Source organism: Microbacterium sp. CSI-V (genome assembly GCF_001984105.1).
Classification (GTDB): Bacteria; Actinomycetota; Actinomycetes; order Actinomycetales; family Microbacteriaceae; genus Microbacterium.
Map to the genome: position 1 here is coordinate 404,299 of NZ_MTQM01000009.1, position 16,482 is coordinate 420,780.

13 protein-coding genes are annotated in these 16,482 nt (G+C 71.1%); 9 read left to right on the forward strand and 4 right to left on the reverse strand.

What is annotated here, in order from left to right:
• Positions 1 to 49: 49 nt before the first annotated feature.
• From idi to CSIV_RS12735, 7 genes are read left to right on the forward strand one after another with little or no spacing between them, the layout of a single operon-like run.
• On the forward strand, positions 50 to 601 hold the full coding sequence (gene idi / locus CSIV_RS12705) for an isopentenyl-diphosphate Delta-isomerase (RefSeq protein WP_077051755.1): 552 nt from the start codon (positions 50 to 52) through the stop codon (positions 599 to 601).
• Positions 598 to 1,665, forward strand: coding sequence for a polyprenyl synthetase family protein (locus tag CSIV_RS12710; protein WP_077051756.1), 1,068 nt, complete (start codon positions 598 to 600; stop codon positions 1,663 to 1,665). The genes idi and CSIV_RS12710 overlap by 4 nt, the downstream gene beginning before the upstream one ends.
• Positions 1,662 to 2,531 carry a phytoene/squalene synthase family protein gene (locus CSIV_RS12715; protein ID WP_077051757.1) on the forward strand — a complete coding sequence of 290 codons (870 nt, stop codon included), beginning with the start codon at positions 1,662 to 1,664 and terminating at the stop codon, positions 2,529 to 2,531. The genes CSIV_RS12710 and CSIV_RS12715 overlap by 4 nt, the downstream gene beginning before the upstream one ends.
• A complete protein-coding gene (gene crtI / locus CSIV_RS12720) occupies positions 2,528 to 4,084 on the forward strand; it encodes a phytoene desaturase family protein (protein ID WP_077051758.1) in 1,557 nt (518 codons plus the stop codon). Before CSIV_RS12715 ends, crtI begins: the two co-directional genes overlap by 4 nt.
• 1 nt (position 4,085) lies before the next feature.
• Complete coding sequence (locus tag CSIV_RS12725) at positions 4,086 to 4,445, forward strand: lycopene cyclase domain-containing protein (RefSeq protein WP_077051759.1); 360 nt, start codon at positions 4,086 to 4,088, stop codon at positions 4,443 to 4,445.
• Positions 4,442 to 4,750, forward strand: coding sequence for a lycopene cyclase domain-containing protein (locus CSIV_RS12730; RefSeq protein ID WP_077051760.1), 309 nt, complete (start codon positions 4,442 to 4,444; stop codon positions 4,748 to 4,750). Before CSIV_RS12725 ends, CSIV_RS12730 begins: the two co-directional genes overlap by 4 nt.
• Positions 4,747 to 5,637 (forward strand): prenyltransferase, encoded by an 891-nt coding sequence (locus CSIV_RS12735; protein WP_175627612.1) that lies wholly within the window; start codon positions 4,747 to 4,749, stop codon positions 5,635 to 5,637. The genes CSIV_RS12730 and CSIV_RS12735 overlap by 4 nt, the downstream gene beginning before the upstream one ends.
• A 263-nt stretch (positions 5,638 to 5,900) precedes the next feature.
• Here the strand turns inward: CSIV_RS12735 and CSIV_RS12740 are convergent, their stop codons facing one another.
• Both CSIV_RS12740 and CSIV_RS12745 read right to left on the reverse strand, forming a co-directional pair.
• Entirely contained in the window at positions 5,901 to 8,837 is a 2,937-nt protein-coding gene (locus tag CSIV_RS12740) for a UPF0182 family membrane protein (protein ID WP_077051761.1), read from the reverse strand.
• A gap of 43 nt (positions 8,838 to 8,880) precedes the next feature.
• Positions 8,881 to 10,023 (reverse strand): YlbL family protein, encoded by a 1,143-nt coding sequence (locus CSIV_RS12745; protein ID WP_077051762.1) that lies wholly within the window; start codon positions 10,021 to 10,023, stop codon positions 8,881 to 8,883.
• A 125-nt stretch (positions 10,024 to 10,148) separates the two neighbouring features.
• Here CSIV_RS12745 and CSIV_RS12750 point away from each other — a divergent pair, with 125 nt between their 5' ends.
• Positions 10,149 to 11,561, forward strand: a complete 1,413-nt coding sequence (locus tag CSIV_RS12750; protein ID WP_077051763.1) for a zinc-dependent metalloprotease — start codon at positions 10,149 to 10,151, stop codon at positions 11,559 to 11,561.
• 740 nt (positions 11,562 to 12,301) lie between these two features.
• Here the strand turns inward: CSIV_RS12750 and CSIV_RS12755 are convergent.
• The gene (locus CSIV_RS12755) at positions 12,302 to 14,056 is read right to left on the reverse strand and encodes an ATP-dependent helicase (RefSeq protein WP_077051764.1); all 1,755 of its coding nucleotides are present in this window, start codon (positions 14,054 to 14,056) and stop codon (positions 12,302 to 12,304) included.
• Complete coding sequence (nudC, locus tag CSIV_RS12760; protein WP_077051765.1) at positions 14,053 to 14,964, reverse strand: NAD(+) diphosphatase; 912 nt, start codon at positions 14,962 to 14,964, stop codon at positions 14,053 to 14,055. Before nudC ends, CSIV_RS12755 begins: the two co-directional genes overlap by 4 nt.
• 63 nt (positions 14,965 to 15,027) lie before the next feature.
• Here nudC and CSIV_RS12765 point away from each other — a divergent pair, with 63 nt between their 5' ends.
• A complete protein-coding gene (locus tag CSIV_RS12765) occupies positions 15,028 to 16,431 on the forward strand; it encodes a phosphotransferase (protein ID WP_077051766.1) in 1,404 nt (467 codons plus the stop codon).
• Positions 16,432 to 16,482 lie beyond the last annotated feature (51 nt).

Sequence of the window (16,482 nt, forward strand, 5' to 3'; positions counted from 1 at the left end):
GGGTATAGTCGGCTGACATCGCTAGCTAAACTAGCAAACAGGAGGCACGATGAGCGAGACCGAGTATGTCGTCCTCCTGGACGACTGGGGCAACGAGATCGGAACGGCACCGAAGGCGAGTGTGCACGGCACCGACACGGCTCTTCACCTGGCGTTCTCTTGCCACGTCGTCAACGCCGACGGTCAGGTGCTCGTCACGCGTCGCGCGCTCGACAAGAAGACGTGGCCGGGCGTCTGGACGAATTCGTTCTGCGGCCACCCGGGTCCGGCCGAGCCCGTCCTGCAGGCCGTTCACCGTCGCGCCGCCTTCGAGGTCGGACTCACGATCTCCGACGTCGAGCTCGCCCTTCCGCTCTTCCGCTATCGCGCGGTCGACGCCAGCGGCATCGTCGAGCACGAGATCTGCCCGGTGTACGTCGCCCGTACTCACGAGGAGCCGCGGCTGAACCCGTCCGAGGTCGCGGAATCGCGCTGGGTCGACCCCGCCGACCTCGCCGCCGCGCTCGAGGCCACGCCGTGGGCGTTCAGCCCGTGGCTCGTTCTCCAGGTACAGCAGCTTCACCTGTTCTCCTCCCCGCCGGCCATCCGGGCGGCCTCATGATCGCTCTCTCCACCACACCCACGGCGCGCGCCGCCATCGACGACGCGATCGACACCGTTCTGATCCGTCTAGCCCGACGCCTCCGCGACCATGGCGACGGCGCCCGGGCCCTGGCATCCGCGATCGCCCGCTCCGCCCGGGGCGGCAAGAGGTTCCGGCCGCTCCTCGTGGTCGCCGCGTTCGACACGCTCGGCGGTGCCGAGACCGATCGTGCCGCGCTCTACCAGGTCGCCGCCGCGTTCGAACTCCTGCACACCGCCTTCGTCGTCCACGACGACGTCATCGACCACGACACCGAGCGACGCGGCGTCGCCAATGTCGGCGGCGAGTTCCGGGCCCGGGGCGAAGAGCGAGGCGCGGATGCCACGGGCGCCGCGCTCCTCGGAGATGCGGCCGGCATCCTGGCCGGCGACCTGCTGCTCCACGAGGCCGGGCGTCTGGTCGCTCTGGCCGACCTGCCGACGGGCGTGCGCGGCGACCTCCTCCGCCTCCTCGAGGACGCTGTTCTGATCTCCGCCGCCGGAGAGCTCGCCGACGTCGAGAACGCCGTGTCCGCCCGTGATGTGGATGCCGAGACCATCCTGCGCACCACGCACGACAAGACCGCGGTGTACTCGTTCTCGGCGCCCCTCGAAGCGGGAGCGGTGCTCGCCGGCGCCGACGGCCCGGTCCGTGCCGCCCTCGAACGCTTCGGGCAGCGGCTCGGCCTGGCGTACCAGTTGGTGGACGACCTCATCGGCGCCTTCGGCTCGCCCGAGATCTCCGGCAAGGACGAAGGATGCGACCTCCGCGAGGCGAAGAAGACGCACCTCATCGTCCTTGCCCGCGAGGCCGAGTCGTGGCCCGCGGTGAGCGAAGCGCTCGCGCAGGCGCACACCGGCCCGGTCGCGATCCGCGCGGCCCAGCGGGCGCTCAGCGAGTCCGGCGCGCGGGCGCGGCTGGAAGACCTCGTCCGCGGGACTCTGGACGAAGCGCGCGCGATCGTCACGGCATCCACCCTTCCGGAGGAGTGCCGCACGATGCTGCACGACCTCGTGGACGCCGTGCAGGGACGCGTCCCGTGAGCGCGACCGCGACCGGCCTGGAACTGTACACGCGCACGGCCGACGACGCCGCCGCCGCGGTGATCAACCGCTACTCCACCTCGTTCGCCCTGGCATGTCGCCTGCTCGGCCCCCGTCCGCGGCCGCACGTCCGGAACATCTACGCCCTGGTCCGCGTGGCCGACGAGATCGTGGACGGCCCCGCGCACGACGCCGGGCTCTCCCCCGCGCAGGAACGTGCCACGCTCGACGCGCTCGAGGACGAGGTGCGGGATGCCATCGCCTCGGGCTTCAGCGCGAACCTTGTCGTCCACGCCTTCGCGCGCACCGCCCGCGAGTGCGGCATCGGCGACGACCTCATCGCCCCGTTCTTCGCCTCGATGCGCACCGACCTCGACACCGCCGCCCACGACGACGCGTCGCACGACGCGTACGTGTACGGATCGGCCGAGGTCGTCGGTCTGATGTGCCTGCAGGTGTTCCTCAACGCGGGGATGTCGGAGCCGGCGCGCCCCGCCGCCGACCTCGTCGACGGAGCCCGTCGGTTGGGGGCGGCCTTCCAGGACGTGAACTTCCTCCGCGACCTCGACGACGACGCCACCCGCCTCGGCCGTGACTACCTCGACGGCGCCGCCGACGACGACCGTCGCACGGCGGTCCTCGACCGCATCGACGCCGACCTGGCTGCGGCCGCCGCGACGGTCCCGTTCCTCCCGCCGGACTGCCGCCGCGCGGTCACCGCCGCGCACGACTTGTTCGCGGAGCTCTCGCGGCGTCTGCGCCGCACCCCCGCGGGCGCGCCGCGCGTCCGCGTCCCGGACGCAGTGAAGGCGACCCTCGCGGTGCGCGCCTTCCTCGGACGCCCACCGAAAGGGGCCCACGCATGACCTCGCAGCGCATCGTCGTCGTCGGAGGAGGGATCGCCGGCCTCGGCACCGCCGCACTCCTGGCCGATCAGGGACACGACGTCCACCTGTTCGAGGGACGCGAGCAGCTCGGTGGTCGCGCCGGGTCGTGGGAGAGCGACGGCTTCCGTTTCGACACCGGGCCCAGCTGGTACCTCATGCCCGAGGTCTTCGACCACTTCTTCCGCCTGCTCGGTACGAGCGCCGCGGAACAGCTCGACCTGGTGCGCCTGGCCCCCGCGTACCGCGTGTACGGTCCTCCCGGGAAGGGCGAGCCCATCGACGTGGTGTCCGGCCGGGATGCCGTCCGTGCGCTGTTCGAAGAGCACGAGCCCGGTTCCGGAGACAAGGTCGAGGCGTACCTCGACTCGGCGAAGGACGCGTACGAGCTGTCGACGTCGAAGTTCCTGTACGACACCTACTCCTCGACGCAGGGGCTGCGCGACCCCGCCCTCGTGAAGCGGCTCCCCACGCTCATCCCACTGCTCACGCAGACGCTGTGGAAGCGCGTGACGCGGGACTTCTCGAACCCGCGGCTGCAGCAGATCCTCGCCTATCCGTCGGTCTTCCTCGGCGGATCCCCGTTCGAGGTGCCCAGCCTGTACCACCTGATGAGCCACCTCGACCTCGGCGATGGCGTGCTCTACCCGCGCGGCGGTTTCACCGAGATCATCGCCGCGATCGAGCGGCTCGCGCGAGAGCGCGGCGTGCAGATCGAGACCGGCGTCCCCGTCGAGGCGATCATCACCGACGACGGCATCGCCCGCGGCGTGCGGCTCGCGGACGGCCGGATCGTTCCGGCGGATGCCGTGGTCTCGGGCGCGGACCTGCATCACACCGAGACCCAGCTGCTGGAAGAGGGTGATCGGCAGTATCCGGAGAAGTGGTGGAAGGACCGCGTGCCGAGCCCCGGGGCGCTGCTGCTCCTGCTCGGCGTGAAGGGAGAGCTTCCGCAGCTCACCCACCACACGCTGCTCTTCACCGACGACTGGCACACCAACTTCGACGCGATCTTCGGCGAGCACAAGCGCATCCCCGACCCCGCGTCCATCTACGTCTGCCGGCCGAGCGCCTCGGACGACTCCGTCGCTCCGGCGGGACACGAGAACCTCTTCGTCCTGGTACCCGTACCCGCTGATCCCGTCAGCGGCCGCGGCGGTGTCGCCGGTGCCGGCGATCCGCGCATCGAGGCCGCCGCGGACCGGGTGATCGCGCAGATCGGCGAGTGGACCGGCATCCCGGACTTCGCCGAGCGCATCGTCGTGCGGAAGACCATCGCACCCGAGGACTTCGCCCAGGACCTGCACGCGTGGCACGGCAATTCGCTCGGGCTCGCGCACACGCTGGGCCAGAGCGCGATCTTCCGTCCGAAGAACCGCTCGCGGAAGGTGTCGAACCTGTACTACGCGGGAACCTCGGTGCTTCCGGGCATCGGACTCCCCATGTGCCTGATCTCGGCCGAGCTCGTGGTCAAGCGCATGGCGGGCGACCGCACCGCGGGACCCCTGAACGAGCCGGCTCGCGCGGCGGTCTGAGGTGCCCGGGATCTACCTGGGCGCGATCCTGTTCTCGCTGGCGGGCATGATCGCCCTCGATCTCCGATTCGGTCTCGCCCTGCGGACGGCGCCGCGTCGGACGCTTCTGGCGGTGGGGCTCGGAACGGTGTTCTTCCTCCTGTGGGACGCGGTCGGCATCCTGACCGGGGTCTTCGTGAAGGGCCACAGCCCGCTGTTCGTCGGCATCGATCTGGCCCCGCATCTGCCGCTCGAAGAGGTGTTCTTCCTCCTCTTCCTCAGCTACCTCGCGGTCGTGCTGTGGACGGTGTTCGAGCGGCGTCAGGCGAAGCGGGATGCCGGTTCCCCGGCGCGCGTCGAGGCGGAGGAGTCCGCGTCGTGACATATGCGCTGATCGTCGTCCCCTTCGTCGCCGTGACGGCCGTCGTGACCCTGCTGAGCGCGAGACGTCCCGGCTTCGCGCGGCGAATGCGCGCATCGGGCTGGACCGCGCTCGTGCTCGTCGCGTTGACCGCCGTCTTCGACAACGTCATGATCGCCGTCGGACTGTTCTCCTACCCGCCGGAGCACCTCAGCGGACTCAGAATCGGCCTGGCACCGCTGGAGGACTTCGCGTACCCCCTGTGCGCGGCGTTCCTCGTCCCCGCCCTCTTCACTCTCGCCCCAGCCCGGAGGGAAACCGCATGACCACCCCCGCCCTGACCCCGGGACGCGTGCTGAGGGAGCTGTTCGTCTCTTCGCGACCCGTGAGCTGGATCAACACCGCGTTCCCATTCGCGGCCGCCTACCTGCTCACCACCCGTCAGGTCGATGTCGTCCTCGTCGTCGGCATCCTGTTCTTCCTCGTCCCCTACAACCTCGCCATGTACGGGGTGAACGACGTCTTCGACTATGAATCCGACCTGCGCAACCCCCGCAAGGGCGGAACGCACGGCGCGGTGCTCGCCAAGCGCATGCACCCGATCACCCTGTGGGCATCGGCGCTGTCGTGCCTGCCGTTCGTCGTCTTCCTCGTCGTCGTCGGATCCCCGCTGTCGTGGCTCGTGCTCGCCCTGAGTCTGTTCTTCGTGGTGTTCTACTCCGCTCCCCCGCTGCGGCTGAAGGAGCGCCCCTTCGCCGACTCGGTGACCAGCAGCATCCACTTCTTCTCCCCCGCCGTGTACGGTCTCGTCCTCGCCGGTGCCACCTGGACGTGGCAGCTCGTGGCCGTGCTCGTCGCCTTCGCGTTGTGGGGAATCGCCTCGCACGCCTTCGGCGCCGTCCAGGACGTCGAAGCCGACCGCGCCGCCGACATCTCGTCGATCGCCACCGCCCGCGGCGCGCGGTGGACGGTGCGCTTCGCCCTGACGGCCTACGCCCTCGCCGGCCTCGTCATGCTGTTCACCGCGTGGCCCGGACCGCTCGCGGCGCTGCTCGTGATCCCGTACCTCGTCGTGTGCTGGCCGTACCGCAACGTCACGGATGCCACCTCCGACAGCGCCACCGCGGGGTGGAACCGATTCCTCTGGCTCAACCAGATCGCGGGCTTCGGCACGACGATGCTGCTCATCTGGTGGTGGTTCCTCAGCGCTTGAGGCACCGCTGCGGACGGGTCTCTGCGCCGGCGGCATCCTGAGTGTCCAGGACACGCGGATGCCGACCACCGCCATCCGCGTGTCCTGGACACCGAAACGGGGGATGCCGCTCGGCCGGCGCGGGGTCACGGGTGCGGCGCGACCGCGGGTGCGGCGCGACCGCGGGTGCGGCGCGACCGCGGCGGCGCCCGCGGGGAATGCCCGCACGGAATGCGGGGGAGGCCGGCTCCCCGAAGGGAACCGGCCTCTGTCGCGTGCGCGGGTCAGCCGCCGGGCGTCGGGGTCGGCGACGGCGTCGCCGTCCCACCCTGGGCCTGATTCTCGAGTTCGATCAGACGCTGCACGGCCGCGTTGAGACGGGCGTCCTGCGTGGCGAAGGCCGCGAGATCACCCGAGGTCAGCGCCTCCTGCTTCGCCTGGAGGGCCGCCTGAGCCTCGGCCAACGCCGCCGCGTAGTCACCGGCCGGTGCCGTCGGCGTGGTCGACGTTCCATCGCCGCCCGTGCCGGTCTGGTCGGTCGGGGTGACCGACTCGTCGCCCGTGGCCGCACCGGAATCACCGCCGAACAGCGAGTCCAGCGCCTCGCTGAGGGTGTTCTCGAACGCGATCTTGTTACCGAACGCCACGAGCACGCGCCGCAGCTGCGGAAGCTGCGTGCCGCCGGAGGACTGGACGAAGACCGGCTGCACGTACAGCAGACCGCCGCCGACGGGGAGCGTGAGCAGGTTGCCGTTGAGCACCTGCGACTGGCCCTGCTTCAGGATGTTGATCTGCGACGACACGGTGGTATCCGAGTCGAAGGTGTTCTGCACCTGACCGGGGCCGGGCACCGGCGTCTCGGCATCGATCACGAGCATGCGCAATCGACCGTAGTCGCCGCGTTTCGCGCCCTTCTGATCACCGGCATCCGAGTCCACCGCCAGATACCCCGTCAGGACGTTGCGCGCCTGTCCCTGGGATGCCGGGATGAAGCTCGTGAACATCGAGTACGACGGAGCGTCCTGACCGGGCATCTTCATCGTCAGGTAGTACGGCGGCTGCAGCTCGTTGGCGTTCTGCGGGTCGTTCGGCGTCGTCCACCGGTTGTCCTGCTGGAAGAACGACCGCGCGTCATCGACGTGGTACACGCCCAGCATCGACCGCTGCACCTTCAGAAGGTCGGTCGGGTAGCGGACGTGGCTCATGAGGTCGGCCGACATCTCGCTCCACGGCTGGAGGCTCGTGGGGTAGATCTTCTGCCACGCCTGCAGGATCGGGTCCTCGTCGTCCCACGCGTACAGCGTGACCTTGCCGTCGTAGGCGTCGACGGTGGCCTTCACCGAGTTGCGGATGTAGTTGATGTTGTCGAGCGAGTACGTCGGCGACGGGGTGTTCGAGTCGGCGATCGCCCGCGACAGCGAGACGCCCGAGGAGTACGGGTAGTTCGCGCTCGTGGTGTAGCCGTCGATGACCCACTTGACCCGCCCGTCGACCACCGTCGGGTACGGGTCGCTGTCGAGCGTCAGGTACGGCGCGACCTTCTGGACGCGCTCCTTCGGGTTGCGGTCGTAGAGGATCTGGGAGTCCTCGTTGACGTAGTCCGAGAACAGGATCTGCTCCGACTGGAACTTCAGCGCGTAGATCAGGCGGTTGAAGACGTTGCCGACACTCGGTCCCCCGTCGCCGCGGAAGGTCGTGCGGGTCTCCGTGCCGCCGTCGGCACCGAGGGGATAGTCGAGCTCGATGTCCTCGCCGCCCTCGGGGCCGCCGACGATCGAGTACGGCGGCGACTGCTCGCCGAAGTAGACGCGCGGCTCGTACTTGAGATCGGTGAGGAAGCCGGTGCCGGGGATGGCCTGCTCCAGGAACACCGGGTCGCCGTCATCCGTGCGCTCGTTGCCCGCGGCCGCGACCATGCCGTAGCCGTGCGTGTAGACGAGCGTGGTGTTCTGCCAGGACGCGGCGTCGCCGAGCTGACCGATGTTGAGCTCGCGCAGCGACACCACGGCATCCTGCGTCTGACCGTTGATCGTGTAGCGGTCGACGTCGAGCGGGTTGTTGAACTGGTAGTACGCGCGGTACTGCTGCAGCTGGCGGACGGTCGGACCGATGATCGCCGGGTCCATGATGCGCAGCTGAGCCGTGGACGAGGCGTCGTTGCGCAGCTGACCGGCCTCGGCGGTCGTGGCGGCGGCGAAGTTCTCCTTCTCGATGCCGTCGATGCCGTACGCGGCCTTCGTGCTGTCGATGTTGCGCTGGTAGTACTGGCTCTCGAGGGCGAGCTGGTTCGGGCGCACCTGGAAGGTCGTGACCGCCCACGGGATCGCCGCGCCGACGACGATGGCCGAGACCACGAGCAGCGCCGTCGCGATGAGGGGGTAGCGCCAGCGCCCGATGACCGCGGTCACGAAGAACGCGAGCGCGACGATGACGGCGGCGATCGCGAGGATCGTCTGACCGGGGATGACGGCGTTCACGCCCACGTATCCCGGGCCGGTGATGCGGTCCTCTTGGTTGACCAGCGTCGTGTAGCGGTCGAGCCAGAGGCTCCCGCCCTGCAGGAGCAGGTACAGGCCGGCGAGGATCGCGAGCTGGATGCGTGCGGCCTTGGAGATGCGCAGCTCGCGCTGCCCCACCCGCACCGAGCCGTACAGGTACGACACCACGGCGGTGAGCAGGAGGCACACGAGCACGACCGCCGAAGCGAAGCCGAGGACCGTGGTGTAGAACGGCAGCGCGAACAGGTAGAAGCCGGTGTCGAGACCGAACTGCGGGTCGGTGGTCGAGGTCGCGACGCCGTTGAACCACAGCCACGTGGTCTCCCACTGCGCGGAGGCGGCGAAGCCGGCGAAGAAGCCGAAGAAGATCGGGATCCCCCACATCGCGAGTCGACGCAGCGGCTCCACGACCTCCTGGTAACGGTCGAGCTGCGAGCTCAGCCGAGCGTAGACGGGGCGCAGTCGGTACGCGAGCTGGATGACGCCCCACACCGGGATCGCCATCGCGAGGAAACCGATGACGAACATCACCGTCCGCGCGATCCACTGCGTCGTGAGCACCTCGGTGAAACCGAGCTGCGCGAACCACAGCCAGTCGGAGTAGAGGTTCGCGAAGACGAAGAAAGCCACGACCAGGGCGGCGATGACCGCCAGCGAGATCGAGATGATCCGTCGTGAACGGTTCGGGGGCGTGGCCTGGTTCGGCGCTGAGGTCGTGGTCACCCGTCCATCCTAGGCGGCCACTTCTGGGGGTATGCCGTGGATACTACGATCCCGAGGCGGGTGTCCCGTCGCAGGTCGGAAGGGCGTCCAGATCGCCTCCGTCGCGGATCGCCTCGAGCGCGGTGAGGGAATCCTGCAGGGTGGAGACGGAGAACACGCGGATGCCGTCGGGCACGTGTCCCACCACCTCGTCGCAGTTGGACTGCGGCGCGAGGAACCACGTGGCACCGGCGTCGCGGGCCCCGTAGAGCTTCTGGCGGATGCCGCCGATGCCGCCCACGTTGCCGTCCGCATCGATGGTGCCCGTGCCGGCGATGTGCTGACCGCCGGTCAGGTCGCCCGTGGACATCTTGTCGATGATGCCCAGGGCGAACATCATGCCGGCACTCGGTCCGCCGACGTTGTTGATCTGGATCTTCACGTCGACCGGGAGGTCGAAGGTGAGGGTCAGTCCGACCCCGAGGAGCCACTGCTGCTGCTGGCCGTCGACATCGGTCAGGCGCGGGGTGACGGACACCGAGCTCTGCGCGCCTCCGCGGTCGATGCCGAGAGTCACCGGTGCCCCACCGCCGGCCTGCACGGCCGACCGGATGTCGGTCACGCTCGCGACGGGCTGGCCGTTGAGCGAGGTGATGACGTCGCCGAGCTCGAGCACCCCCGCCGACGCGCCCGAATCGTCGATGGTCCCCACGACCACGTCCTGCGGAACGGTGTAGCCGAGCTGGCGGAGAGCGGCGGCGGAGGCCTCGAGCTGCGAATCGCTCATCAGAGCGGCGTTCTCGGTGTTGCGCTGCTCGGTCGACTGTCCGGACGGGAAGATGCGATCGAGCGGAACCACCGCGCGGGACGGGTCGAACCACGCCTGCGCGAGTTCGATCCAGCTGGGGGTGCGCTCGCGATTGCCGTTGATCTGGACGGTCAGCAGGTCGAGTCGGCCCTCCGACGGCGTGTCCTTCTCGTCGGGCACGGTGATGAGCGGCACCTCGTTGCCGTCGGCGTCGGTCGACGTGCCCAGGGTGTTCAGGACGGGCCCCGGCTGCTGGATGACGTACGGCGACGGCAGGAACGACAGGACGAGCAGCACGAGCACCGACACGGTGAGGGACCACACGCCGACGACGGTCGATCGACTCCGCTGTCGCCGAGGGACGGGCACGACGGAGACGTTCTCGTCGAACAGGGTCACGGGTCCTACCTTTGCCGGGTCGTTCGCGCGCGGCGTAAGCGGCGAGGGGCCGAGCCGAGAGAAGCGAGGAATCGTGCGACTAGCGTAGATGCCGTTCCCCTTGACCCGGCTGAAAGGCGGCTGAAGTGGCAGACGACGACCGGAACCCCGAGGAGGAGTTCCAGGAGCTCATGCGGCGCCTGATGTCGGGCGACACCTCCGGCTTGGATGCGGCGGAGCTCTCGCGTCTGTCCGGGATGCAGATCGACCCGGCGATGATGCAGGCGGTCATGAACCAGCTGCAGGGCGCCTTTGCCAACCCGCAGGACGGCATCGACTGGAGTCTGGCCGAGCGCCAGGCGCTGCACATCGCGAACCAGGACGGACTGGGTGTCTCCGCCGGAGAGCGCACCGACCTCGATCAGGCCTTCTCGCTCGCCGCCCTGTGGCTCGGCGAGGCGACCACCATCAGCGACCTTCCGCGCCCGCCGAAGGCGGTCACCCGCGGCGCGTGGGTCAGCGCCACTCTCCCGGTGTGGCAGGAATTGGCCGAACCGGTGGCCACGAGCATCGCGGACGCGCTCACCGACGCACTCGGGCAGCAGGCCCCCGACGACATGCAGGATCTGATCGCGGGAGCCGGGCGGCTCATGCGGACCGTCGGCGGCTCGCTCTTCGCGACCCAGCTCGGCCACGTCGTCGGACGCCTGTCGACGGAGGTCGTGGGCGGCGGTGACGTCGGCATCCCCGTGATGCCCGACGGCGACGCGGCGATCCTTCCGCAGAACTTCGCGGACTTCGGGCGCGATCTCGAGATCCCCGACGACCAGCTGGCGCTGTACCTCGCGACGCGCGAGCTCGCGCACGCCCGCCTGTTCCGGCACGCCCGGTGGCTCCGCCTGCACGTCATCTCGCAGGTGCGGGAGTTCGCCCACGGCATCCGCGTCGACACCGACGCACTGGAAGAGCTCGCGTCGCGCTTCGACCCGTCGCAGCCCGACGAGCTGCGCAGCGCACTCGAGAGCGGCGCCCTCCTGCCGCAGCGGTCGGAGGAGCAGACCGCCGCGCTCACGCGTCTCGAGAACCTCCTGGCCACGATCGAAGGCTGGGTCGACGTCGTCACCGACGACGCCACGTCGCGTCTCCCCTCCGCCGCCCGCATCGCCGAGGCCGTGCGCCGTCGCCGCGCGGTCGGCGGTCCCGCCGAGCAGGCCCTGGGTTCGCTCGTCGGGCTCGAGCTGCGCCCCCGTCGCATGCGCGAGGCCGCGGCGATGTGGCGCGCGGTGACCGACGCCGTCGGCGTCGCCGGGCGCGACGCACTGTGGGACTACCCCGACCTCATGCCGACGGCGGAGGACATCGACGACCCCGCGGGTCTCGTGGCGCGGCTGACGGCCGCGTCCCGCGGCGAGACGGCCCCCTCGGATGCCATGGACGACGCGCTCGCGCAGCTCATCGCCGAAGAGACGGCGGCCTCGTCCGGCACCGGCGACGAGGGCGACCCGGCCGCCGACGACGACGGCGAGGAACCGACACCCGGCGACCAGCGCCCGGTCTGAGGCCTCCTCCCCAGGACCCCTGCGACGCCGGGGCCCTGGGGACAACGCCGCCGGTGTGCCGCACCCGCGCCATCATCGGGGCATGATCCGACTCGACCCCTCCGCTCCCCCGCTCTGGCGCCACGACGGCACCGTGCAGTTCGGTTCTCCCGCGCGGGCCCACCTGGCGCACCGCCACCGTTGGACCGATCCCGCCCTCACCGCGCTCGAGTTCGGCACGTCGCGCGCGGCGCTCCGGGCGCTGATCCGTGTGCACGGCGGCCGGGATCGCGACGCCGACGACCTGGTGTCGCAGCTCTCGCCGGCGCTCGTGCGACGACGGCGGACGCCGCCGGTCGCGCTCCAGGTGGCCGACGACCTCCCCGCCGCGGCGGTGCGCGCCGTGCTGGCCGCCCTGCCCGCCCGAACGCCCCGTGTGGACTGGGCAGGGCCCGCGACCCACCCCGCGCCGCCGGGCTCCCGGGTGCTGCTCCTCGCGGCGCACCGTGTCGACCCGCGGAGGGCGGTCGACCTGATGCGCCACGACGTCGTGCACCTGCCGCTCGTGCTCGACGGCTCCACCGCGACGGTCGGCCCCGTGGTCGCCCCCGGCGCGACGGCATGCCTGAGTTGTCTGGATGCCACCCGCCGACAGGACGACCCCTCCTGGCCCCTCGTCGCCGCGCAGCTCCTCGCGCGCCCGAGACCCGCGATCGACGTGGCCCTCGCGGCCGAGGCGGCCCGCGCCGCACGCCATCTGCTCAGCGGTCGGATCGACCCCGTGACGCGCTCGCTGCACCTGCGCGTCGACTCGCTCCAGCGGGATTGGCGAACGCATCGGCCGAGCGCAGACTGCCGCTGCCGATCTCTCGAAGGAACCGCGACGGTGTCCGCTCCGATCGTCCTCGCCCGCGCGACCAGCTCACCGACAGCGTTCGCGCGGCCCGCGTGACGCCGACGTAGGCCAGACGGCGTTCTTCGTCGACGGCCTCGAAGGTCTGCGCGTAGGAGATCGGCAGCAGACCCTCGCTGACCCCGACGAGGTGGACGTGATCCCATTCGAGGCCCTTGGCCGCGTGGAGCGTCGCGAGCGTCACCGTCCGGGTCGCCGGCTCGTGCTGATCCTTCGCGCGAGCCTGCAGGTCGTCGGTGAACGAGCGCAGGTCCGTCCCTTCGGGCGCCTCCTCGGCCAACCGCAGCAGCGCCGCGCGCGCCTCCCACGCGTCGCGGAGCGCTCCGCCCGCCGCGGGGGGCTCGTCGGTGAGCCCGATGCTGCGCAGTACGTCGCGGACGGTGGCGAGGAAACCGGTGTCCAGAGGCGCGACCGATGCCGCTCGCAGAGCCATGAGCGCCTGGCGCACCTCGGGGAGGTCGAAGAACTTCCGGCCGCCGAGCACGGTGGCCGCCAGCGACTGCTTCGCCAGGGCGCTCAGCAGGACCGCCGACTGCGCGTGCGAACGGTAGAGCACGGCGATGTCGCGCGGATCGGTGCCGCCGCGGACGGCTGCGGCGATCGCCGCGGCGACCCCCTCCGCCTCGGCCTCCTCGTCGTCGAACGCGCGCACCGTGGGCACCGGCGCGTCCTGCGGTTCCGCGGCGACGAGTTCCAGGGCGCCCGGGCGGCCGCGCATGAGGTCGTTCGCAACGGCGAGCACGGCGGCCGTGGATCGGTAGTTGCGCTCGAGCCGCACGACGCGCGCGTCCTCGTGGGTGCGGTCGAATTCCAGCAGGTACCGCGCGTCGGCACCGGTGAACGAGTAGATCGTCTGGCTGGCGTCGCCGACAACGCAGAGGTCGCGCCGGTCGCCGAGCCAGAGTTCGAGCAGGCGGTTCTGCAGCGGCGACACGTCCTGGTACTCGTCCACCGTGAAGTGCCGGTACTGCTCCCGCACGGCCGCCGCCACCCGGGGCTCCGCCTCGATCATGCCCGCGCAGGTCAGCAGCACGTCTTCGAAGTCCATCTGCCGACGCTCGTCCTTGAGCTTCTCGTAGGCGCGCTGCAGCGCCACGACCTGATCGACGCCGAGGCGACCGACGCCGCCGGGACGCTCCGCCGCGTACTGCTCGATCGACCGCATCGTGACCTTCCGCCACTCGATCTCACCGGCGACGTCGCGCAGCGTCGCGGTGTCGGGCGAGAGCCCGACGCCGTCGGCGGCGTGGGCGAGCATCCGGACCTTGTTGTCGATGATGCTCGGAGCCTGATCCCCCGCGAGCGTCGGCCAGAAGAAGTTCACCTGCGCCAGGGCGGCCGCGTGGAACGTGCGCGCCGAGACGCCCGTCACCCCGAGCGCCCGGAGTCGACCGCGCATCTCGCCCGCCGCCTTCGCGGTGAACGTCACCGCCATCACCCGCTGCGGCGAGTACGCACCGGTGTCGACGCCGTGCGCGATGCGTCGCGTGATCACCCGGGTCTTGCCGGTGCCGGCGCCGGCCAGGACGCAGACCGGCCCCCGCAAGGCGCGGGCCGCCTCGAGTTGATGGTCGTCGAGCCCGCTCAGCGGATCGACGCTCATTCGATCCCCCGGTACCACTCGTCGATGAGCCGGTGGGCGATGGATGCCGTTCCGGGCAGCTGCACCGCCGTCTCACCGCGCAGTGCCGCACCGATCTCCGCCCGATCGAACCACCGCACCTCGACGATCTCCTCGCCGTCGGCGCGCGCTTCGTCGTCACGGATCGCCCGTGCGCGGAAGCCGAGCATCAGGGAGCGCGGATACGGCCACACCTGCGACCCGCGGTACCGGATCGCTTCGAGACGGACGCCCGACTCCTCCTCGACCTCCCGGCTCACCGTGGCCTCCAGCGACTCCCCCGCCTCGGCGAACCCGGCGAAGCACGAGTACCTGCTGCCACCCCACGCCGCGTTCGCCCCCAACAGCACCCGATCGGGGTCGTCGGCGGAGGCCACGAGCACGATGACGGCGGGGTCGGTGCGCGGGAAGTGCTCGCGACCGCAATTCGGGCAGTGCCGCGACCACCCCGCCTGGCGCAGCACCGTTCGCGTTCCGCACGCGGGGCAGAAGGCCGCGTCGCGCAGCCAGCCGGCCAGTGCGACAGCCGTGCCGAGGATCTCCGCCTCATCGGCCGGCAGGTCACCGCCGACCGCGCGGAGCGGCGACCACCGGGCCGCCGCCGGTGCCTCGGCATCCGACTCCTCCTCCACGACCGCCAACAGCAGCGCCGCACCATCGGACGCCCGTCCGAGGAACGCCCACTCCCGGGCGGCGAGGACGGCCGGAACCCCGACGACGACGAGCCGCTCGTCGGCGACGGGCGCCGCATCGCCCCGTACGGCGAGGACCCGCGTGTCGGGTGCCGCACGGAGGGCGCCGAGAAGGTCGTCGACGTCGCGCTCCGCACCGGCACGGTCGAGGGCCCCTCCGGGCCAAGAACCCGGAACCGCGGGAACGGACGGCGGCATCGAACACCTCTCTCAAGGGCGTGGCGAGGGGGATCGGGCGAGCGACCGACCTACCCTGGGGGCATGGCACGCTCGCCCCTCACTCTAGCCGCGTCCGCGACGGCGGCCCTGCCCGGTATCGGTGTGACGAGCGCAGCTCCGCTCACCGAGAACGCGGCCGGGCGCTTCGACTCCGCGCTCCTCTCGCTCGCCGACGGGCGCACGGTCGTCGTGCGGATGCCGTCGGGCGAGGAGACGGCGGCCGACCTCGCCGCCGAGTCCCGCGCCCTGCACGCGCTGACCTCCGGTGTCCGTGCGCTGCTGGCCTTCGCCGCCCCCGAGGTGATCGGCGAGAACGGCTCCGGTGAGAACCGCGTGCTGGTCGTGGACGTCGTCGACGGCTACCGCATCGATCCGGGCGAGCTTCCGAAGGGCCCGGGGTACGCGCCCGCCATCGGCGGCGCGCTCGCGGCCGTCCACGCTCTGCCCGTCTCGATCGTCCGCACCGACGGGCTGCCGGTCCGGGCGCCCGAGCAGGTGCGCGATGACGTCGCGCGACTTCTCGACCGTGCCGACGCGACGGGCAGGGTGCCCGACGGGTTGATGATGAGGTGGCGGCGTGCGCTCCACGAGCCCGACCTGTGGCGGTTCGAATCCGCCGTGGTCCTCGGCGGTGCCACCAGCGCGTCGATCCTCCTGGTCGACGACGCCGACGGGGTGCCGCGGGTGAGCGGCATCCTGGATTGGTCGGGACTCAGCGTCGGCGATCCCGCCGTCGACCTCCGCTGGCTCGCTTCCGCCCCCACCGCCATCGACGACGTCTACGACGGCTACGCGGCCTCCGGTGAACGTTCACCCGACCCGCTCCTGCGTGAGCGCGCCCGCCTCTACGCCGAGCTGGAGTTCGCGAAATGGCTCGTGCACGGGCACGACGCCGGCGAGTCCGAGGTGGTGGCCGACGCGGTCGCCCTGCTAGAGGCCCTCGCCGAGGGGGTGCGGGGCGATCACATCGTCGCCTCGAACCGGTCGGACATCGACGACGCGCTCGCTCTCGTCGAGCGAGTCCCCCCGACCGCCGCCTCGGTCGTGGACACCTCGATGCAGACGGATGCCTACGACCCCGAGGCTCTGTCGCTGTATCTCTCCGCCGAACGCGACAGGGAGGCGGCCGCCGCCGCGCTCGCGGACGCACAAGCACGCGAAGCCGAGGGCACCGTGACGGAGTTCGGGGTGAGCGACCTCCCGGACGAGCCCGGACCGACCGCGCCGATCGACCTCGAGGGGTGGACGCCCGCCGGCGTCTCCCCGAGCGCCAGCGAGACGTCCGCCGCCGCACCCGCCGACCCCGCGGCAGACGCCGGGTCCGCATCGACCGGCGAGACCCTCGACGCGGCGGACCGGCACCAGGACATCGACGACGAAGAGGATGCCGCGCGCGCCAGCCGCGCCGCACTGCGTCGCTGGGGCGTCGCCCGCGACGGAGCCTGACCGGACCTTCGAACGCCGGGGACGCCCCGCCGCGGCCACTCGCGTCGTCCG